Genomic DNA, 20,519 nt, shown 5'->3' on the forward strand with positions numbered 1-20,519 from the left:
GCGCCTCCGTCACCACAGAGGCTTCCCCATGACCCATAAGAGTTTGCTGGATCGCTTGGCAGCGCTGGATACCAATACGGTTTCCGATGCGCTCGACTTCCTCGGCCTGCCGGGTGCCACCGTTGGGCTCCGCCCGTTGTGGAACTGCCCAAAGATTGTCGGTCGCGCCAGTACCGTGTTGCTGGCTCCTAAATCCGACAACGTCCCCACTGTGCACCTGATTACCCCTGTGGTGGAACAGATCGACAGTGACGATCGTGTGCTGGTGATCGCCGGCGGCATCGAAGGCATCTCCTGCTGGGGCGACATCCTCGCCAATGCAGCAGCCAGCAAGAAAGTGCGCGGCACGGTAATCGACGGCTTCAGCCGCGACATCGATGGCAGTGAGTCAATTGGGTACCCGGTTTATGGCCGCGGCGTGACCATGATCAGCGCACGCAATCGGGTGGTGCAGATCGACGCTGCCGTGACCGTCAAAGTGGCCGGCGTCGATGTCAGCGAGAACGATTATGTCATCGCCGATACCTGCGGCACCGTGTTCGTGCCCACCGCCTATATCGAGAAAGTGGTCGACCTTGGTGAGCGCATCGCCCGCCGCCAGGACGGCATGGTCGAGGCTGTCCGCAGCGGTCGCTCGGTCGCCGAAGTGATGCATGACACCCAATTTGAAGCGATCCACGTGGAGCACGCCTGATGAATATCGAAGACAAAGAACTGGTCGCCTTGTTTGAAGGCCTGGACACCCCGGGCGTGTCTGACGCAATGGACAAACTCGGCCTGCCCGGTCAATGCCTCGGCGTGGCACCGTTGGACAATTACAGCAAGGTCATCGTCGGTCCGGCGTTTACCGTGCAATACGTCTCGGCCAGCGTACCTCCGGGCACCGTGGGCGATTTCATCGAAGACGTGGCGCCTGGCGATGTGGTGGTGATCGACAACGGCGGCCGCACCGACTGCACCGTCTGGGGTGACATCATGACCCAGTACGCCGGTACTCGGCAGATTGCTGCCACGGTCATCGACGGTGTTTGCCGTGACGTGAACAAAGCACTGGGCGATGGCTACCCGATCTTCAGCAAAGGCCGTTTCATGCGCACCGGCAAAGACCGCGTACAGGTTCAGTCAGTCAACCAGCCGGTGTCCATCGGTACCGCCCGAGTGTGTGCCCGCGACATTGTGGTCGCCGACGCCAACGGCGTGGTGATTGTCCCCCGCGCTCGTGCGGCTGAAGTGGCGGCGTGTGCCCGTCAGATCGAATCGATCGAAGCCGACATTCGCGCCCTGATCACTCAAGGCAAAACCCTTAAAGAAGCCCGGGCCGCACTGGGTTACCACAGCCTGCAGAGGAAAGTCTGATGACCGCGCTCCCGCTCCCTCTGGATTTTCACGCACGGGCAAAATTGCTGGGCAGTTCGACGCTGTATGAAGCATCCCATCTACCTTGCGCGGTCGACAGTGCGATCCGCCCAATCTGGGATGGTGCCTTCATCTGCGCCCCCGCCTACCCACTGGAATGCTCGCCCGGCGACAACCTCGCCCTGCACCTGGCGATGGAACGTGTTCCCCGTGGCAGCGTGCTGGTCGTGGGTACGGGTGGCTTCATCGCCGGTTACTGGGGCGAAGTGCTGACCGTGGCGGCCGAAGCGGCTGGCGTGGTCGGACTGGTGATCGATGGTGGCGTACGCGACATCGCTGCGCTGAAGAAACGCCAGTTCCCGGTGTTTGCTCGCGGCATCTCGGTGAAAGGTACGGTCAAGGCCAGTGCGCCTTCGGTGGGGCAACCATTCAATTTCAACGGTGCTTTGGTGGCTCAGGGTGACTGGGTGGTGGCCGACGATGACGGCGTGATCATCATTCCCAAGGCGGATGCGGCACGTACCCTGGCCGAAGGCGAAGCGCGCGCGAGCAAGGAAGCGCAGATGATGCAGGCGTTGACCGAAGGCCGCTCGACCCTGGAACTGATGAACCTGACTGAGTGGAGAACCCGCGCATGAGCGCCGATATTCAACGGCTGAATCAGCGCCTGGCCAGCGCACAGCCGTCTGCGACTTACCGAATCATGGACCGCGTTGCAGAGCGCCGCGCGCAAGGTGCGCAGATCATTTCGCTGTGCGCCGGCGAGCCTGATTTCGATACGCCCAAACACGTACGGGAGGCCGCCATTCACGCCATCGAGCATGGCCACACCCGCTACACCCAGGTCGCCGGTGTACGTTCACTGCGAGAAGCGGTGGCCGCCAAGTTCCGCCGTGAGAACGGCCTGGACGTTACCTGGCAAGACACCCTTGTCTGTAACGGTGGAAAGCAAGTGATCTACAACGCCTTGGCCGCGACCCTCAATGAGGGTGACGAAGTCATCGTGCCGGCGCCGTACTGGGTCAGTTACCCGGAGATGGTGCAACTGTGCGGCGGTGAAAGCAAAATCGTCACTTGCGATGCCTCTACCGGTTTCAAGCTGACGTCCGCGGCGCTGGCCGCAGCGATCACCCCGCAGACCCGCTGGTTGATCCTCAACTCGCCGTCCAACCCGACGGGCGCGGTGTACAGCCGGGAAGAATTGCACGCACTGGCTGAGGTGTTGTTGGCTCACCCTCACGTGTTGATCCTTGCCGATGACATCTACGAACACCTGATCTTCGACGATCAAGCGTTCCATACCCTGGTCCAGGTTGAACCACGGCTGGTGGCGCGTACCCTGACCATGAACGGCGTTTCCAAGGCCTACGCCATGACCGGCTGGCGCATCGGTTTTGCCACAGGGCCACGCTGGCTGCTGGAGGCCATGGAAAAACTGCAAGGTCAGCAAACCTCAGGGGCAAGCTCGATTTCGCAACAGGCCGCACTCGCCGCGCTGGAAGGGCCCAAGGACTTCATCCGCGAAAGCCGTGCCGCGTTCCAGGGGCGTCGCGATTTGATGGTGGAGCTTTTGAACGCCACACCAGGTCTTGAATGCGTCAGCCCAGCGGGGGCGTTTTACGCGTTCGCTTCCTGTGCGGGGCTGATCGGTCGTACCTCGGCGGGCGGTCGAGTGCTGCACTCTGACGAAGATGTCGCCCATGCACTGCTCGACGAAGCGAATGTGGCGGTGGTGCATGGCAGCGCTTTTGGCCTCGGCCCCTACATTCGCATTGCCTACGCCCTGGATGACGCTTCATTGCGCAAAGCCTGCGAGGCCATCCGCTCGTTCTGTACCAGCCTGCGTTAATCCGCCGCTGAAAAACCAACCCGGTCATGGCCGGGTTTTGCTGTTTATCAGCGGCGTTGACTCGATGCTTCTGGCAAACAATCGATCACGTTCTTCAATCGAGCCTGAGCCATGATCACGTTCAAGCAACTGGAAGCCATCTACTGGATTGTGGAACTGGGTAGCTTCGAATCCGCAGCCATGAAACTGAACATGTCCCAGTCAGCCATCTCCAAGCGTATTCAGGAGCTGGAAGATGCCTTCGACATGCCGATTTTTGATCGCTCCAAACGCAGTGCGCGCCTGACGGAAAAAGGCACGGAATTGTTCGAGCAGGCCACGGAGATTCTGCGCCAGCGCGATTACCTGCTTGAACGCATCAGCTCCAAGGAAGTGCTGGTCAGGCGTTTTCGCATCGGCGTCACCGAGCTGACCGCCATGACTTGGCTGCCGGCGCTGGTAGAGGGTATTCGCAGTGCTTATCCCAAAGTAGTACTGGAGCCCTCGGTCGAACTCAGCACCGAACTGGTGGCCAAACTGGAGAACGATCAGCTGGACCTGATCATCGTTCCCGACATTTTTGCCGACGCACGCTTCGCCAGCACGCCGTTGAGTGCAGTGGAGAACGCCTGGATGTGTGCACCCTCGCTGCATCAGGGGAACCAGGTCATGGACATGCAGGCCATCTCCTCGTTCACCGTCCTGACTCAGGGCGGTGGCTCCGGCACCGGGTTAATCTATGAACGCTGGTTTGCCCAGAATGACGTCCGGGTCAACCGTACGATCAAAAGCAACTACCTGATCGCCCAGTTGGGCCTGACCCTGTCCGGTGTCGGCATCAGCTACCTGCCACGCCAGTGTCTCTCGCCGCTGGTGAACCAGGGCCGTCTGCAGGTCATCGAAACCGAGCCCGCGCTGCCTCCCATCCACTACATCGCGGTGCACCGCGCCGATCGTCTTCAGGGCCTCAGTGTCGAGGTTGCACGTCTGGCAGCACGTTGTTGTGATTTCAGCCGCATGGTGTGGTAACACGGGCGCTGAATACGAGAAAAAAAGCGATGCTTTTGCATAGATAAATATCGCTAATAGTGCCGAGCGACCTTTCTTACTATGAACGCATAGCCCACAAGGGTTCAGTCGTTCATGGAGGTCGCTATGTCATTGCCCGGTTCACGCATCTACCCTTCTCCGCCCCAGGCGCCACGCTCGCTGCTGGACGCTTTTCAGAGTGTCGTCACGCCGCATATCAGCGACAACCTCGGGCGTCACATCGGTGCCCGGGGGCTGACGCGCTATAACCACACCGGCAAACTGGTGGGCACCGCCCTGACGGTAAAGACGCGCCCCGGCGACAACCTCTACATTTACAAGGCCCTGACGCTGATCGAACCGGGGCATGTGCTGGTGATCGACGCCCAGGGTGACGCGACCAATGCGGTCATCGGTGAGCTGATCAAGCTCTATGCGCAGCAACGTGGCTGTGTCGGTTTTGTCGTCGACGGTGCCATCCGCGATGTCGCCAGTTTTGAAGACACGCCTTGCTATGCACGCAGCGTGGTGCATTGCGGCCCCTACAAAAGCGGCCCAGGGGAAATCAACGTCCCGGTGTCAATCGGCGGGATGATCATCAATCCGGGCGACATCATTGTCGGTGACGAGGATGGGCTGGTTGCCTTCTCGCCCGACCATGCCGAGCAGGTGTTGGTCAAGGCGCGAGAGCATGACGCGCATGAACAGCAGGTCAAAGCCGAAATCGCCACTGGCGCCATCGATCAGTCATGGCTGGACAAGGTGCTGGAAAAGGCCGGTCTGGCAAACTGAGTTCTGCGATGAAGCGATCCTGAATTCCCTTCAGCACGTTATTGACTGCGCTATTTTTGCCGGGCTTTCAGCCCGGTTTTTTTTTTGCGCGCACATTTTATACAGCGCGAATCAGGCCTCACAGTTTCATCAATAAAAGCGATCTTTTGACAGGAGTATTTGTCGCTTTTTTTACGGTTTCATAATTATTACTTTGGCCGGACAACACCGACAAAAACAAGGTCCGCCCCATGTCTATGCCTGAAGTCATAAAACCAGCCGTGCGCAGCAAATACCGTTGGGTGGTTGCGGCCCTGATTTTTCTAATTTACACCATTGCTGCCGCCGACCGAGCCAACCTGGGTGTCGCGCTACCGTTCATTCGTAAAGAGTTTGAAATGAGTAATGCCGAGGCCGGCGGGTTGATGAGTTTATTTCTGCTGGCCTATGCATTGGCACAGATCCCTTCCGGTTTTGCCTTTGGCCGTTTCGGTGTCAGCAAGATCCTGCCGGGCGCCATGGTGCTGACCTCATTGCTGACCGGCCTGGTAGGAACCGCCGGCTCACTGTTGGCATTGAAGCTGTATCGCCTGGGTCTTGGCCTCGCTGAAGGGCCGCTGCCGATCAGCATGACCACGACCATCAACAACTGGTTTCCAGCGCGGGAAAAAGGCACTGCGTCAGGGATCTTTCTGTCTGCGGTCAAGTTCGGGCCGGTGATCGTGCCACCACTCTGTGCCGTGATCATTTCGGTATGGGGCTGGCGAGAGATCTTCTACTTCTTTGCCGTGCCCGGCATCGCACTGGCAGTCGTCTGGTATTTCATGGTCACCGACCATCCCTCCCGAAGCCGGTTCGTCAACGCGGCCGAGCTCAGCTACATCATCGAGGAAAGCGGCAGTACTAAAGCGACTCAGCAAACCCGCCCCAAAAAGACTCCAGCCTGGGTGAGCAAACTCGATCGAGTCATACGTGCCCGCCACGAAACGCCCCTCGAGACCAATCGGCAGGTGTTCAAGTCCTGGAATATCTGGGGATGTGCCACCAGTTATTGCTTCCAACTGGGCGTGTCGAGCGTACTGCTGGCGTGGATTCCGACCTACCTGATGACCGTCAAACAGTTCTCGATCATGAACATGGGCCTGGTGTCGGCTGCGCCATGGGTGGGCGCCGTGCTCGGCAACCTGCTGGGTGGTTTCTGCTCGGATCGACTGATGGGTGGGCGACGCAAGCCCGGCATGCTGCTGTCAGCACTCGGCACTTCACTGATGATGTACCTGCTGATCAATTCGCCCGCCGAACCGATTCCCTACGGCTTGCTGCTGTTGTTGACCGGTGCCGTTCTCAGCCTGGGGTTCTCTTCCTACATGGTTTATCCGATGGGGCTGACTACCAAAAAAACGTTCCCTATCTCCAACGCCGTCGTGAACATGGTCGGTCAGTTGGGCGCGGCGGCCACACCCTTCATCACCGGGCTGTTGCTGGACAACTATGGCTGGAACTACGTGTTTGCCTGGCTAGCGGTGGGATCATTTATGAGTTTCATCCTCTTACTGACCATTTCAGAGCCACGGGAGAGATCGAGCAACGTTGATTGAACCGCACCCTGAATAAAGCCGCGCCGCTCGTTTGAGCGGCTTCTGTCTGAACGATTCTGTCATCGCTACGAGGTGTTTAGACATGTCCCCCCAAGACAGCCCTGTTTGAAGGCCTGGATATACCGGGCGTGTCCGACGCCTTAGACAAACTGGGTCTGCCTGAACAATGCCTGGGAGCCTTTGGCTCCCAGGCATTGTTCACAAATGCACAGTTGATTCGATGGGAGCAGGGAACTGTTCGCGCACGATATCGACAAGCGCGTCGACCAAAGGATTACTGCGGGCTGCATTCCAGGCCAAAGCACTGGTTACCAGCCGAAATTTTTGCTGCAGGGGTCGAATCACGACGTTTTTGGGCGCCAGCTTTTCGAGCGCATACGGCACCAGTGCAATACCTTGACCGCAACTTACAAAGGCTATCTGCGAGCCGATCGAGCGGACCTCATGCATGATTTTTGGGCGGAAACCGCATTGCTGACAGCAGCTAACGATATAGTCAAAAAAAACAGGACTGCCGCTGCGGGCGAACATGATCTGTACCTCTCCCGCCAAGTCTCGCAGATCCACAGACGCTTCATTAGCTAGTGGATGATTTCTGGAAAGCGCTACCGCAAGCTGGTCTTGGACAAGAGCAATCGAGCGGATGGGCTCATAGTAGCCGCCTTCAATTCGTGCGAAAGCCACATCGATGTCGCCAGACTCCAGTGACGGGATGGCCTCCCCGCTATCTATTTCCCGAATAAATACTGAAATATTCGGGAACCTCTCCTTGAGCTGCTCGATGAGATCAGGGAGCACCTCAAGCAAGGCTGCGTTGATAGCGCCTATCGTCAGGACTCCCGTTTGCCCTGCAACGGCTTCATGTACTGCAAGCTCCAGGCGCTCCAACTGCTCTGCAAATTTTCGTACTGCCGGCATGATCGCCATACCCGTTGGGGTGAGGATCGCGCCCTTGCTGGTGCGCTCAAACAGCTTTACCCGTAGGGAAGTTTCCAGAACCTTGATCTGTTCAGTCAAAGGTGGCTGTGACATGCCCAGCCTTTTGGCTGCACGACCAAAATGCTGCTCTTCGGCGACTGCAAGGAACAGCCAGAGATGCCGGATAAGTCGAAAGTTGATCATAGAAATCCTGAATCAGACTCGCAAAGCGGGTATGAGCGGTAGCGCGTTCGGCGGGTTGGAAAGCCAGGCGACCATGCCCCAACGTTGCGCAGGCACTCCCGATACGACTGGCGTATCGGGACGTTAGCATATTCGTAATGTACCTGTGGATCATGGCCGTAAATACTTGGGCCCATCGTCAACACAGGGTTTCACAGCCTGCAGAGCAAGAGCTCGTGAGCATGCCCCCGGCAGTCACCCCAGTTACTCACCACAAGGAACTTCGCCGTGCAAAAGTTTGATTTGGACCTGATTCTGAAGGCACAACGCCGACTTCAAGGACAAGTAGTGCGCACCCCACTTCTGAGCTCTGCGATGCTGAATGATATCGTCGGCGCGGATGTTTACGTGAAGGCTGAATGCCTGCAAAAGACCGGGGCGTTCAAGTTTCGCGGTGCCATGTTCAAATTGGCCGAACTGGCACCCAGTGACAGAAACAAGGGAGTTATCACTTATTCGGCGGGCAACCATGGCCAAGCAGTGGCTGCGGCCGCTCACCAGTGGGGCTGCCCGTCAGTAGTCGTGATGCCCGAGCATGCGCCAAAAATCAAGCAGGACAACTGCCGCTGGTGGGGAGCAGAGGTTGTCCTTTACAACAAAGACGTCGAGGACCGTGAGGACGTTACCCAGCGGCTGATTGAAAGCCGCGGCCTGACCTTCGTCTCGCCTTTCGATGACCCCCTCATCATGGCGGGCCAAGGCACCATCGGTCTCGAAATCGCTGAGCAGTTGGCTGAAGTGGGGGCAACTCCCGACTCTGTGTGGTTGGGTTGCAGCGGCGGCGGCTTGGCATCCGGAACATTGACCGCAATGCGCGCCAAGTGTGGCCATTTCGAGAGCGTTCTTGTCGAGGCAGAAGGCTATACGAAATGGCAAACAGCCCTGCAAAAGGGGGAACCGGTGAAACTCCAGCTGTTGCCAAAAACGCTGCTCGACGGGATTGCCGGTCCCGCTGTCGGTGCACTCCCCTTCGAAGTATTGAAACCTGTTCAACCGCGTACTGAAGTCGCCTATCTGGAAGATGCCTTCCAAGGCATGCGTGCAGCATTTCAGTACCTCAAGCTCGTCCTTGAGCCGGGCGGTGCAGCCGCCCTCGGAACGCTGATACGGGAGAAGCAGCGCTATGAGGGCAAAACTGTCGTGGTGGTTTGCTCTGGCGGGAACGTTGACCCAGAAGTATTCCTACAAGCCTGGACTCACTGATTCATTCATTTTTGAAGCGTTTGGCATCGCCAGAGGCGTGAAGAAAACCATTGGAGACTTTGATCATGAATAGTGTTCTGGAAAAACTGACTGCATTGGGTTTGGAGTTGCCTAAGTTCAATACGCGGGGCGGCAACTACCAGTTGTACACCCGTTTTGGGAACCTGATCTATACCGCGGGTCAAGTATGCCTGCAAGACGACGTCTTGCTATACAAAGGAACCGTGGGAACGGAAATTGATATCGAGACGGCCCAGGCCGCGGCGCGAGTCTGCGCACTAAATCTTCTTTCCATTGCCAATGAAGCGAGCGATGGCCAACTCGACCGCATACGTGTTTTGAAGGTTAATGGTTATGTTAAGTGCCTTCCTAGCTTCGAGCAGCAAGCGAAGGTGATAGATGGGGCCTCAACTCTTTTTGTAGAGCTTTTCGGCCAAGAGCGCGGCGGCCATGCCCGGGCAGCTGTAGGCGTTGCGGCCATCCCGCGAGGGGCGCCTGTAGAAGTTGAAGCTATCTTTGCGATCGACTGATCACAGCGGACGAAGCATCTCAATACGATCCGGCTATGAAAGCTGGCTGACATAATAAAAACACCCTGCAGTTCTAGACATCTGCCGTTGATGTACAACAAATAGAAAATCATGCAGTTGCCATTGAGCTCATCTTGGCTCGGGCTTCATTTCTGGAGGTTTTATGCGTACTCGCAATGTTGCCAAATTGATGGCTTTGTCTGTTGCATTTCTGTCCCACGAAGGGATGAGTGCAGAGCTATCCGGCACACTACAAAAAGTGAAAGAATCAGGCACGATCACACTAGCCTACCGTGATGCGGCGATTCCTTTTTCCTACCTCGCCGACGCCTCTGGCATACCGGTTGGCTACTCCCAGGACATTCAATCCAAAGTTATCGAAGTATTGAAGAAAGACCTCGGCTTACCCAACTTGAAAATACAGTACAACCTTGTCACTTCACAAACCCGAATACCGTTGATTCAAAATGGCACCGTCGACATTGAATGTGGTTCAACGACAAACAATGCCGAACGTCAGCAGCAGGTCAGCTTTTCTGTTGGCATATTTGAAATCAGCACCCGACTACTGACAGCCAAGCAATCTTCTTATAAAGATATTGATGACCTTAAAGGACGCAATGTAGTAACCACTGCGGGTACAACCGCTGAGCGACTGCTGCGCTCAATGAATGTTGAAAAACAGTTAGGCATGAACATTATCTCAGCCAAGGACCACGGCGAATCATTCCAACTGTTGGAAACTGGCCGTGCAGTTGCTTGGCTGCAGGACGACGCGCTGCTGGCGGGTGAACGCGCAAAATCGAGGAATCCCGATCGATGGGCTATATCCGGTGTTGCGCAATCTCGTGAGATCTACGGATGTATGTTGCGCAAGGGTGACGATGCGTTCAAGCAAGCAGTGGACGGTGCTATCAAGGCTCTTTATGCATCAGGTGAAATCAACGACATCTACAGCAAATGGTTTCAGCACCCCATACCGCCTAAAGGCTTGAGCCTGGATTATCCCATGCCCAATGAGGTCAAGGAACTTTATGCCAACCCTACAGATCAGCCCGCGCCTGCAACAATGCCGTAAGTCTCCGTTGCAGAGACTCAGGTAACGACTAAAACAGCTATTCAGGAGTCAACATGAATTCTTCAAGCATTAATACTGTTCAGGCGATCACTCCAGAGACTCGCGACATCCACACTGCATTTCGCTCGGTGGTAACCCCACATATCAGCGATAACATGGGGCGTTACATTGGGGTTCGAGGTCTTAATCGCTACAATAAAACGGGAAAAATGGTCGGGAGCGCGCTGACTGTTAAGACCCGCCCAGGTGACAATCTCTACATCTACAAGGCATTGACGTTGCTCGAGCCTGGCCACGTGCTTGTTGTGGATGCTCAGGGTGACACCACCAACGCCGTGATTGGCGAACTCATCAAACTCTACGCGTTACAGCGGGGCTGTGTAGGTTTTGTCGTAAACGGTGCAATTCGCGATGTCGCAAGCTTTGAAGACACCCCGTGTTATGCCCGTGATGTGGTGCATTGTGGTCCCTATAAAACGGGTCCAGGGGCAGTCAACGTTCCGGTATCCATTGGCGGGATGATCGTAAACCCGGGAGACATCATCGTCGGCGATGAGGATGGAATTGTCGGCTTTCCCGCGTCGGCCGCAGACCACCTGCTTGCCATGGCCCGCACGCATCAAGCCGCCGAGGATCGCGTAAAGGCAGAAATCGCAACGGGGGCATTCAACCAGTCGTGGATTGAAAGTGTCTTGATCAAGGCCAATCTTGCTTAAACACGAAAGGTCGGTAACAGGAGGCAGTCACCATCGGCCCCTCGATACAATAAAGTTATACTTGACGTGTATCTCTGGCATTTACCTTCAATGCGCCAGCTAGAGCGCCTTGGCATAGCTGCTATTCATCACGAGCCATACCACGCGCTGCGTGGCAATGGTAGTTTGAATCCGTCATATGTCAAAATAACAACAACAGGATACGGCAATGATCACAGCTACCAGCAAACACCTTCTATTGCTAAAAAAAGACACCACGCTGGCCACCAAAGTAAAACCAGAGTCAGATAAGTATTGCCAACAATACTGGGCACTCTCCTATAAGCCTCGCGCCAAAAAATAGCATTTCACTCACATCATTAAAGCCTGCCAAAAATTAAGTAGAATCGATGCTGGCAAACTCGGCGTGTCCAATTGCCGTATTAGCTGGCGCATGGGTCTAGAAGAACCTGTTAAGCTAATTTGAGGATTTCCTGATGCGTATGTTCACTAAACTGTTGAGCGCCGCGATTGCAGCAGCCATCATCAGCCCATCATTAATGGCGGCTGAACTCACCGGCACGCTTAAAAAAATCAAAGAGTCGGGCACCATTACGGTCGGCCACCGCGACTCATCGATCCCCTTTTCCTACATCGCGGACGCCTCCGGGATGCCGATCGGCTATTCCCAAGACATCCAACTTAAAATTATCGAGTCCATCAAGAAAGAGTTAGGCATTCCCAACCTGAAAGTGAAATACAACCTGATTACCGCCCAGAACCGCATCCCCCTGGTTCAGAATGGCACCGTAGACCTGGAGTGTGGTTCGACGACAAACAATGCAGAACGCGCACAACAGGTTGACTTCTCAGTAGGCATATTTGAAGTAAGCACTCGTCTGTTGTCCAAGAAAGACTCCGTCTACCAAGACTTTGACAACCTGAAAGGCAAGAACGTGGTCACCACCGCCGGGGGTACATCCGAGCGCCTGCTTAGGGCGATGAACGCTGAGAAGCAGATGGGTATGAACATCATCTCGGGGAAAGACATCGGCGAGTCATTCCAAATGTTGGAGACCGGTCGTGCCGCTGCATTCATGCAGGACGATGCCCTGTTGGCAGGTGAAAGAGCCAAAGCCAGGAATCCCGGTGAATGGGCAGTCACAGGCACCGCGCAATCACAGGACATGTACGGCTGTATGATGCGCAAGGGGGACGAACCTTTCAAAAAAGTGGTGGATGACACGATTAAAGCCATCTTCTCCTCGGGTGACATCAACGCTATTTATGATAAATGGTTTAATCAGCCCATCCCCCCGAAAGGCCTGAACCTTAACTTCCCCATGAGTCTTGAACTCAAAGAGCTCATTGCCAACCCTGTCGACAAGCCTGCACCTGCCGCAACTCTTTAACTACCTCATTGATCTGCTCATGTCCGCCAAACGTGGACATGAGGCATGTTGCATGCACAAAAATATATGTTTGGAAGGTGTTTTCTATGAATTACAACTGGGATTGGGGCGTATTCTTAAAATCCACTGGAGTGGGACATGAAACTTATTTCAATTGGTTTATTTCAGGTCTGGGCTGGACCATTGCGATTGCAGTAGTAGCCTGGATGATAGCGTTGCTGTTGGGCTCAGTGCTCGGTGTCATGCGAACCGTGCCAAATCGTATCGTGTCGGGCATTGCCAGCCTGTATGTGGAGGTGTTCCGAAATGTCCCACTTTTAGTACAACTATTTATCTGGTATTTCCTGGCACCTGATCTGCTGCCTGAGCACCTGCAGGAGTGGTACAAGCAGGACCTGAACCCGACCACCTCGGCCTACTTGAGCGTCGTCGTATGCCTCGGTCTTTTCACGGCCGCTCGTGTCTGTGAACAAGTCCGTACAGGCATTCAGGCGCTGCCAAAAGGCCAGGAATCCGCGGCCCGCGCCATGGGTTTCAAGCTGCCGCAAATCTACTGGAACGTGCTGCTGCCCCAGGCTTACCGGATCATCATTCCGCCGCTTACCACCGAGTTTCTGGCCGTGTTCAAAAACTCATCGGTGGCTTCGCTGATCGGCCTGATGGAACTGCTGGCGCAAGCCAAACAAACAGCTGAATTCACCGCCAACCTGTTCGAAGCCTTCACCCTGGCCACGCTGATCTACTTCACCTTGAACATGGGCCTGATGCTGCTCATGCGCAAAGTCGAGAAGAAAGTCGCCGTACCCGGCCTGATTTCCATAGGTGGTAAATGATGGAATTCGATTTCAGCGACATCACTTCTGCCCTTCCCGGCTTGTTGAACGGCATGGTCATGACCTTGCGACTGATGGCGATGGGCGTCGTCGGAGGGATCATCCTCGGCACGATCCTGGCATTGATGCGCCTGTCCCACAGCAACGTGTTGTCGCGCATTGCCGGCACCTACGTGGACTACTTCCGTTCCATCCCACTGCTGCTGGTCATCACTTGGTTTTACCTGGCGGTCCCGTTCGCGCTGCGCTGGATCACTGGCGAAGACACGCCGATCGGCGCGTTCACCTCGTGTGTCGTGGCCTTCATGATGTTCGAAGCAGCGTATTTCTGCGAGATCGTCCGGGCTGGCGTGCAGTCGATTCCGAAGGGCCAGATGGGCGCTGCCCAGGCACTGGGCATGACTTACGGCCAGATGATGCGCCTGATCATCCTGCCGCAAGCGTTTCGCAAGATGACCCCACTGCTGCTTCAACAAAGCATCATTCTGTTTCAGGACACCTCGCTGGTTTACACCGTTGGCTTGGTGGACTTCCTCAACGCCTCTCGTTCGAGTGGCGACATCATCGGTCGCGCCAATGAATTCCTGATCGTTGCGGGCCTGGTGTATTTCACTATCAGCTTTGCCGCCTCGCGGGTGGTCAAGCGTCTACAAAGAAGGTTCGCTGTATGATTTCTATCAAGAACGTCGACAAATGGTATGGAAACTTCCAGGTGCTTACGAATTGCAGCGCTGAGGTCAAAAAAGGCGAAGTGATCGTGGTGTGCGGGCCGTCCGGTTCCGGCAAATCCACCCTGATCAAATGCGTGAACGCCTTGGAACCGTTCCAGAAAGGCGACGTGATCGTCGATGGCACGTCCATCGCCAACCCGAAGACCAACCTGCCGAAACTGCGTTCGCGCGTGGGCATGGTGTTCCAGCATTTCGAACTGTTCCCGCACCTGACCATCACCGAAAACCTGACCATCGCGCAGATCAAGGTGCTGGGCCGCAGCAAGGAAGAAGCCAACAGGAAAGGCCTGCAACTGCTCGAGCGCGTCGGCCTCTCCGCCCATGCCCACAAGCACCCCGGCCAACTCTCCGGCGGTCAGCAGCAGCGTGTGGCGATTGCCCGTGCGCTGGCGATGGACCCGATCGTCATGCTGTTCGACGAACCGACCTCGGCACTGGACCCGGAAATGGTCAACGAAGTACTCGACGTGATGGTGCAACTGGCCCACGAAGGCATGACCATGATGTGCGTGACCCACGAAATGGGCTTCGCCCGAAAAGTGGCGAACCGGGTGATTTTCATGGACCAGGGCCAGATCATCGAAGACTGCCCCAAAGAGCAATTCTTCGGCGACATCAGCGCCCGCTCCGAACGAGCGCAGCAGTTTTTGGGCAAAATTCTGCAACATTAAACGAGTGATCCTGCGTCCGACTTGTCGGGCGCAGGCCGTCGTTTTGAGCGCCGGTTCGCGGCCGATGATCACCTGCCGACCACCGTACCGCGGATAGACGCCATCTCTTCCATGATTCGCGTCGCGTGAATCAGCACGTGCCGGCCAACGTCGGTAATCTTCATCCTCGCCCAGTCTTCCCATCCCCCCAACCTATGCTCAATGGGCATATCTCAAAGACAAAAACGGTAGTCGTAGTTCTCCCCCAGCGCTCCCAGAATGAGTGAAAACACAAAGGCAGCACTGCTTGGGAGATAGGCATGTCAACAGAAGCTGAACAAACCGTGGGACAGGATTGGCAGGAGGACGTATTCCGCGTGCTCAAGGCCCACGACGTCAAACACGTGGTCTTCGTACCGGATGCAGGCCATTCGGCGGCGATCCGCATGTCGTACGCAGACCCGGACATCAAGGCCGTTGTCCTCACCACTGAGGAAGAAGGCATCGGCTACCTCGCCGGCGCCTGGTTGGGCGGTGAGCGCGGCGCCCTCTTGATGCAATCCAGTGGTGTCGGTAACTGCATCAACACCCTGGCCCTTCAAGTCTGTGCCGGTTTTCCGCTGTTGATGGTGGTCACCATGCGCGGTGACTGGGCCGAATTCAATGCGTGGCAGAACCCCATGGGCCAGGCCACAGAAGCCTCCCTGAACCTGATGAAAGTGATGACCTGGCGCGCGGACGTCCCGGAAGACGTCGCCCCGTTGCTGCACGGTGCCGCGACCATGGCCTTCAACGGTGATTCCGCCACTGCCTTGCTGCTCGGCCAGCGCCTGATTGGAGAAAAGAAATGGGTCAAGTAAGCGCAAACCACACCCTGTGCCGCCGTGAAGTGGTCAAGGCTTTGCTGGCCGACCGCAAAGACGTGCTGGTCGTGACCGGCCTGGGATCGGCGTCCTATGACGTCATGGCGGCCGGTGACAATGATCTGAATTACTACCTCTGGGCCGCCATGGGCAGTGCGATCACGGTGGGCCTGGGCCTGGCCAATGCCCAGCCGGACAAATCGGTGGTGGTCGTCACGGGTGACGGTGAGTTGCTCATGGGCTTCGGCGCACTGGCGACCGTCGCGCTGCAAAAGCCCGCCAACTTGACCATCGCAGTGTTGGACAACGGTCACTTTGGCGAAACCGGCATGCAGGTCAGCCACGCGGGTTTTGGCATTTCCCTGGACCAGGTGGCGAAAACCTGCGGCTTCAGCTGGACTGATGAAATCCGCGACATGGAAGGCGTACACAACTTGCGCGAGCACTTTGCAACCCGCGATGGCGTCAAGCTCGCAACGATCAAGATCAAAGCGGAAAACCCGCCACGGGTGCTGCCACCGCGCGATGGTCACTACATCAAGAATCGCTTTCGCGCTGCCTTGGGCTTCAACCCGATCTGATTGCTCTATGCCGGACCCGGTCACGCAGGGCAAAAGCCGTGCGTGACGCACTGAGGAGAATAATAATGACCGACCGCAACGCTGAAGAACTCAATGCCATCCGCGAAGGCGTACGCGCTCTTTGCACTGAATTCGATGCCGCCTACTGGCGCAAAGTCGACGAAGAAAAAGGCTTTCCGGAAACCTTCGTCAAGGCCCTGACTGATGCTGGCTGGCTGGCCGCGATGATCCCTGTCGAATATGGCGGCTCCGGTCTGGGGTTGGCCGAAGCTTCGGTGATCCTTGAAGAAGTGAACCGCTGCGGCGGTAACTCCGGCACTGTTCACGGGCAGATGTACAACATGTTCACCCTGCTGCGACACGGCAGCGAAGCGCAGAAAAGCTACTACCTGCCAAAACTAGCCAACGGGGAATTACGCCTGCAATCGATGGGCGTGACCGAGCCCACCACCGGCACCGACACCACCAAGATCAAGACCACCGCCGTACGCAAAGGCGACAAGTACGTAATCAACGGTCAGAAGGTGTGGATCTCGCGGATCCAGCATTCCGACCTGATGATCCTGCTGGCGCGCACCACGCCGTTGGCCGACGTAAAGAAAAAATCCGAAGGCATGTCGATCTTCCTCGTCGACCTGCGCGAGGCCATCGGCAATGGCATGACCGTGCAGCCGATCGCTAACATGGTCAACCACGAAACCAACGAGTTGTTCTTCGACAACCTGGAAATCCCTGCCGACAGCCTGATCGGCGAGGAAGGCAAAGGCTTCAGGTACATCCTCGACGGCCTGAATGCCGAGCGGACCCTGATTGCCGCCGAATGCATTGGTGACGGTCGCTGGTTCATCGAAAAGGCCAGCGCTTATGCCCGCGACCGTGTGGTGTTTGGGCGCCCGATCGGGCAGAACCAGGGTGTGCAGTTTCCGATTGCCGAAGCGCACATCGAAATCGAGGCGGCCGACCTGATGCGCTGGCGTGCCTGCGAGGAATACGACAGCGGCATCAACGCCGGGGCCAGCGCCAACATGGCCAAGTACCTGGCGGCGAAAGCCTCCTGGGAAGCCGCCAACGCCTGCTTGCAGACCCACGGCGGTTTTGGCTTCGCCTGCGAGTACGACGTCGAGCGCAAATTCCGTGAAACCCGCCTGTACCAGGTCGCGCCCATCTCCACCAACCTGATCATGTCCTACGTGGCCGAACACCTGCTCGAGCTGCCGCGCTCTTTCTAATAACAAGAGAGATAACACCATGAGCCAGCCCAAAGGCCTCCGCCCGCTCGATGGCATTACCGTCGTCAGCCTTGAGCATGCCATTGCAGCGCCCTTCTGCACCCGACAACTGGCCGACCTTGGCGCCCGTGTGATCAAGGTCGAACGTCCCGGAACAGGTGATTTCGCCCGGGGTTACGACCAACGCGTCAACGGCTTGGCCTCGCACTTCGTCTGGACCAACCGCTCGAAAGAAAGCCTGACTCTGGACTTGAAGCAAGACCCTGCCACCGAGGTACTGGACAGTTTGCTGGCCACCGCCGATGTGCTCGTGCAGAACCTGGCACCCGGTGCGGCCGCGCGAATAGGGCTGTCATTCGAGGCTTTGCATCAGCGCTTTCCGCGGCTGATTGTCTGCGACATTTCCGGCTATGGCGTCGGTGGCCCCTATGAAAAGAAGAAAGCCTACGACCTGTTGATTCAGAGCGAAGGAGGTTTTCTGTCGGTGACCGGCGGCCCGGGCGAGGAAGAAATGGCCAAGGCCGGATGTTCGATCGCCGACATTGCGGCTGGCATGTACGCCTACACCGGGATTCTGTCTGCGCTGTTGTTGCGTGAACGTACCGGCGAAGGCAGCCACCTCGATGTGTCGATGCTGGAAAGCCTGGTCGAGTGGATGAACTACCCGATGTACTACGCCTACGACGGCGCCCCTCCGCCACCTCGCGCCGGCGCCGCGCACGCCACTATTTATCCCTATGGTCCCTTCCCTATCGGCGACGGCACCACCGTGATGCTGGGTTTGCAGAACGAGCGTGAATGGCAGTTGTTTTGCGAGAAGGTGCTCCTTACACCTGAACTAGCCAAAGACGAGCGCTTCTCGGCCAACTTCAAGCGGGTCGAAAACCGTCACGCGCTACGACAACTCATCGTCGAAGCGTTCTCCACGCTCAACTTCGATGCCGTGTTTGATCGGCTGGAGCATGCGCAGATCGCCAACGCCCGGGTCAATGACATGCAAGGGGTTTGGGATCATCCACAACTCCAGGCACGTGATCGCTGGCGGGAAGTCGAGACCTCTGCGGGCAGCATCCCGAGTCTGCTACCGCCCGGCAGCAACAGCGCTTTTGAACCGCGTATGGATGCTGTGCCCGGCCTTGGTCAACACACCGAACAGCTGCTCAGGGAACTGGGGCTGGGAACGGACCGCATCGAACAAATGCGCGCAGCCGGGGCTATCTGACAGCAACGATCAACTATTTTCGAGTGAACACTGCCCAATGAAGATCCTGGTAGCTGTGAAACGCGTGGTCGATTACAACGTGAAAGTTCGCGTCAAGGCGGACAATTCCGGCGTCGACCTCGCCAACGTCAAGATGTCGATGAACCCGTTCTGCGAAATCGCCGTGGAAGAAGCCGTACGCCTGAAAGAGAACGGTATTGCGACTGAAATCGTCGTCGTCTCCATCGGCCCGTCCACCGCTCAAGAGCAACTGCGCACCGCGCTGGCTCTGGGGGCCGACCGCGCCATCCTCGTCGAATCCGCCGAAGACCTGACTTCCCTGGCCGTTGCCAAGTTGTTGAAAGCTGTTGTCGACAAGGAACAGCCTCAGTTGGTGATCCTTGGCAAACAGGCCATCGACAGCGACAACAACCAGACTGGCCAGATGCTCGCTGCCTTGAGCGGCTACGGTCAGGGCACGTTCGCGTCCCAAGTCGAAATCAGCGGCGACTGCGTGGCCGTGACTCGCGAAGTCGACGGCGGCGCGCAGACGGTTTCCCTGAAACTGCCGGCCATCGTCACCACCGACCTGCGTTTGAACGAGCCGCGCTACGCGTCTCTGCCAAACATCATGAAAGCCAAGAAGAAGCCTCTCGAAGTGCTGACTCCGGACGCTTTGGGCGTTTCCACCGCCTCCACCAACACAACCCTGAAAGTCGAAGCGCCAGCTGCACGCAGCGCGGGTATCAAGGTCAAGTCGGTGGCTGAACTGGTCGAGAAACTGAAAAACGAAGCGAAGGTGATCTGAATGACTATCCTGGTGATTGCTGACTATTCAACTGACCAGCAGGACAACAAAGTACTGGCCCCGGCCACGCTGAACACCGTTGCGGCTGCCGCGAAAATCGGTGGTGATATTCATGTACTGGTTGCCGGTGCAGGTGTTGGCGCTGTAGCTGAAGCCGCTGCAAAAATTGCTGGCGTATCCAAAGTACTGGCAGCCGACAACGCCGCCTACGCGCATCAACTCCCCGAAAATGTTGCACCGTTAGTGGTCAGTCTGGTGATCGAACAACACTCGATTTACAGCCATGTCCTGGCCTCGGCCACGTCCAACGGCAAAAACATCCTGCCGCGCGTTGCCGCTCAGCTGGACGTTGACCAGATCTCCGAGATCATCTCGGTCGAAAGCGCTGATACCTTCAAGCGCCCGATCTACGCCGGTAACGCCATTGCTACCGTACAGTCCAACGCTGCGGTCAAAGTGATCACCGTTCGCGCCACCGGTTTCGACCCGGTGGCAGCTGAAGGTGGTTCGGCGGCTGTTGAAGCCGTTGCCGCTGCACACGACACTGGCACTTCCAGCTTCGTCGGCGAAGAACTGGCCAAGTCCGATCGTCCGGAACTGACCGCCGCCAAGATCGTCGTTTCCGGCGGCCGTGGCATGCAGAACGGCGACAACTTCAAACACCTGTACGCCCTGGCCGACAAGCTGGGCGCTGCCGTCGGTGCTTCCCGCGCTGCCGTCGACGCCGGTTTCGTACCCAACGACATGCAGGTCGGTCAGACCGGCAAGATCGTTGCTCCACAGCTGTACATCGCCGTCGGTATCTCCGGCGCGATCCAGCACCTGGCCGGCATGAAAGACTCCAAGGTGATCGTTGCGATCAACAAGGACGAAGAAGCGCCGATCTTCCAGGTGGCCGATTACGGCCTGGTAGTAGATCTGTTTGAAGCCATTCCAGAATTCACCTCGGTGGTCTGAAAGGA

At 56.8% G+C, this 20,519-nt stretch carries 22 protein-coding genes and 1 pseudogene; 22 read left to right on the forward strand and 1 reads right to left on the reverse strand.

Annotation, left to right across the window (positions count from 1 at the left end; translation table 11 throughout):
• Positions 1-28 precede the first annotated feature (28 nt).
• From BSF40_RS21020 to BSF40_RS21055, 8 genes and pseudogenes are all read left to right on the forward strand, one after another.
• Positions 29-694: an RraA family protein gene (locus BSF40_RS21020; protein ID WP_095966561.1), complete on the forward strand. Its 666-nt coding sequence runs from the start codon at positions 29-31 to the stop codon at positions 692-694.
• Complete coding sequence (locus tag BSF40_RS21025; protein ID WP_095966562.1) at positions 694-1,356, forward strand: RraA family protein; 663 nt, start codon at positions 694-696, stop codon at positions 1,354-1,356. The genes BSF40_RS21020 and BSF40_RS21025 overlap by 1 nt, the downstream gene beginning before the upstream one ends.
• Positions 1,356-1,994 (forward strand): RraA family protein, encoded by a 639-nt coding sequence (locus tag BSF40_RS21030; RefSeq protein WP_095966563.1) that lies wholly within the window; start codon positions 1,356-1,358, stop codon positions 1,992-1,994. Before BSF40_RS21025 ends, BSF40_RS21030 begins: the two co-directional genes overlap by 1 nt.
• Positions 1,991-3,205, forward strand: a complete 1,215-nt coding sequence (locus BSF40_RS21035; RefSeq protein WP_095966564.1) for a pyridoxal phosphate-dependent aminotransferase — start codon at positions 1,991-1,993, stop codon at positions 3,203-3,205. Before BSF40_RS21030 ends, BSF40_RS21035 begins: the two co-directional genes overlap by 4 nt.
• A 111-nt stretch (positions 3,206-3,316) precedes the next feature.
• Positions 3,317-4,213 carry a LysR family transcriptional regulator gene (locus BSF40_RS21040; RefSeq protein WP_095966565.1) on the forward strand — a complete coding sequence of 299 codons (897 nt, stop codon included), beginning with the start codon at positions 3,317-3,319 and terminating at the stop codon, positions 4,211-4,213.
• A gap of 126 nt (positions 4,214-4,339) precedes the next feature.
• Positions 4,340-5,005, forward strand: coding sequence for an RraA family protein (locus BSF40_RS21045; protein WP_095966566.1), 666 nt, complete (start codon positions 4,340-4,342; stop codon positions 5,003-5,005).
• 230 nt (positions 5,006-5,235) lie between these two features.
• On the forward strand, positions 5,236-6,582 hold the full coding sequence (locus tag BSF40_RS21050) for an MFS transporter (protein WP_256589568.1): 1,347 nt from the start codon (positions 5,236-5,238) through the stop codon (positions 6,580-6,582).
• Between the two features lie 101 nt (positions 6,583-6,683).
• Positions 6,684-6,758, forward strand: a pseudogene (locus BSF40_RS21055) (RraA family protein); the annotation flags it as partial.
• Between the two features lie 22 nt (positions 6,759-6,780).
• Here the strand turns inward: BSF40_RS21055 and BSF40_RS21060 are convergent.
• Positions 6,781-7,704, reverse strand: coding sequence for a LysR family transcriptional regulator (locus BSF40_RS21060; protein WP_095966568.1), 924 nt, complete (start codon positions 7,702-7,704; stop codon positions 6,781-6,783).
• A gap of 267 nt (positions 7,705-7,971) precedes the next feature.
• Here BSF40_RS21060 and BSF40_RS21065 point away from each other — a divergent pair, with 267 nt between their 5' ends.
• The 14 genes from BSF40_RS21065 to BSF40_RS21130 all read left to right on the forward strand — a co-directional run bounded on the left by BSF40_RS21065 (position 7,972) and on the right by BSF40_RS21130 (position 20,514).
• Positions 7,972-8,946: a threonine/serine dehydratase gene (locus BSF40_RS21065; protein ID WP_095966569.1), complete on the forward strand. Its 975-nt coding sequence runs from the start codon at positions 7,972-7,974 to the stop codon at positions 8,944-8,946.
• Positions 8,947-9,011: 65 nt separating this feature from the next.
• On the forward strand, positions 9,012-9,476 hold the full coding sequence (locus BSF40_RS21070; protein ID WP_095966570.1) for a RidA family protein: 465 nt from the start codon (positions 9,012-9,014) through the stop codon (positions 9,474-9,476).
• A 190-nt stretch (positions 9,477-9,666) separates the two neighbouring features.
• Entirely contained in the window at positions 9,667-10,554 is an 888-nt protein-coding gene (locus tag BSF40_RS21075) for a transporter substrate-binding domain-containing protein (RefSeq protein WP_256589569.1), read from the forward strand.
• A gap of 53 nt (positions 10,555-10,607) precedes the next feature.
• Complete coding sequence (locus tag BSF40_RS21080) at positions 10,608-11,270, forward strand: RraA family protein (RefSeq protein WP_095966572.1); 663 nt, start codon at positions 10,608-10,610, stop codon at positions 11,268-11,270.
• Positions 11,271-11,746: 476 nt separating this feature from the next.
• Entirely contained in the window at positions 11,747-12,661 is a 915-nt protein-coding gene (locus tag BSF40_RS21085; protein ID WP_095966573.1) for a glutamate/aspartate ABC transporter substrate-binding protein, read from the forward strand.
• 86 nt (positions 12,662-12,747) lie between these two features.
• A complete protein-coding gene (locus tag BSF40_RS21090) occupies positions 12,748-13,494 on the forward strand; it encodes an amino acid ABC transporter permease (RefSeq protein WP_095966574.1) in 747 nt (248 codons plus the stop codon).
• The gene (locus BSF40_RS21095) at positions 13,494-14,165 is read left to right on the forward strand and encodes an amino acid ABC transporter permease (RefSeq protein ID WP_095966575.1); all 672 of its coding nucleotides are present in this window, start codon (positions 13,494-13,496) and stop codon (positions 14,163-14,165) included. The genes BSF40_RS21090 and BSF40_RS21095 overlap by 1 nt, the downstream gene beginning before the upstream one ends.
• A complete protein-coding gene (locus BSF40_RS21100) occupies positions 14,162-14,896 on the forward strand; it encodes an amino acid ABC transporter ATP-binding protein (RefSeq protein ID WP_095966576.1) in 735 nt (244 codons plus the stop codon). The genes BSF40_RS21095 and BSF40_RS21100 overlap by 4 nt, the downstream gene beginning before the upstream one ends.
• A gap of 299 nt (positions 14,897-15,195) precedes the next feature.
• On the forward strand, positions 15,196-15,735 hold the full coding sequence (locus BSF40_RS21105) for a thiamine pyrophosphate-binding protein (protein ID WP_007896342.1): 540 nt from the start codon (positions 15,196-15,198) through the stop codon (positions 15,733-15,735).
• Entirely contained in the window at positions 15,723-16,319 is a 597-nt protein-coding gene (locus BSF40_RS21110) for a thiamine pyrophosphate-dependent enzyme (protein WP_095966577.1), read from the forward strand. The genes BSF40_RS21105 and BSF40_RS21110 overlap by 13 nt, the downstream gene beginning before the upstream one ends.
• A gap of 65 nt (positions 16,320-16,384) precedes the next feature.
• Entirely contained in the window at positions 16,385-17,548 is a 1,164-nt protein-coding gene (locus tag BSF40_RS21115) for an acyl-CoA dehydrogenase family protein (RefSeq protein ID WP_095966578.1), read from the forward strand.
• A gap of 19 nt (positions 17,549-17,567) precedes the next feature.
• Positions 17,568-18,770, forward strand: a complete 1,203-nt coding sequence (locus tag BSF40_RS21120) for a CaiB/BaiF CoA-transferase family protein (RefSeq protein ID WP_095966579.1) — start codon at positions 17,568-17,570, stop codon at positions 18,768-18,770.
• A gap of 37 nt (positions 18,771-18,807) precedes the next feature.
• On the forward strand, positions 18,808-19,557 hold the full coding sequence (locus BSF40_RS21125; RefSeq protein WP_095966580.1) for an electron transfer flavoprotein subunit beta/FixA family protein: 750 nt from the start codon (positions 18,808-18,810) through the stop codon (positions 19,555-19,557).
• A complete protein-coding gene (locus tag BSF40_RS21130) occupies positions 19,558-20,514 on the forward strand; it encodes an electron transfer flavoprotein subunit alpha/FixB family protein (RefSeq protein WP_095966581.1) in 957 nt (318 codons plus the stop codon).
• Positions 20,515-20,519: the final 5 nt, after the last annotated feature.

Origin of the sequence: Pseudomonas sp. ACN5, assembly GCF_002303975.1 — a bacterium.
In the GTDB taxonomy this organism is placed as follows: Bacteria; Pseudomonadota; Gammaproteobacteria; order Pseudomonadales; family Pseudomonadaceae; genus Aquipseudomonas; species Aquipseudomonas laurylsulfatiphila.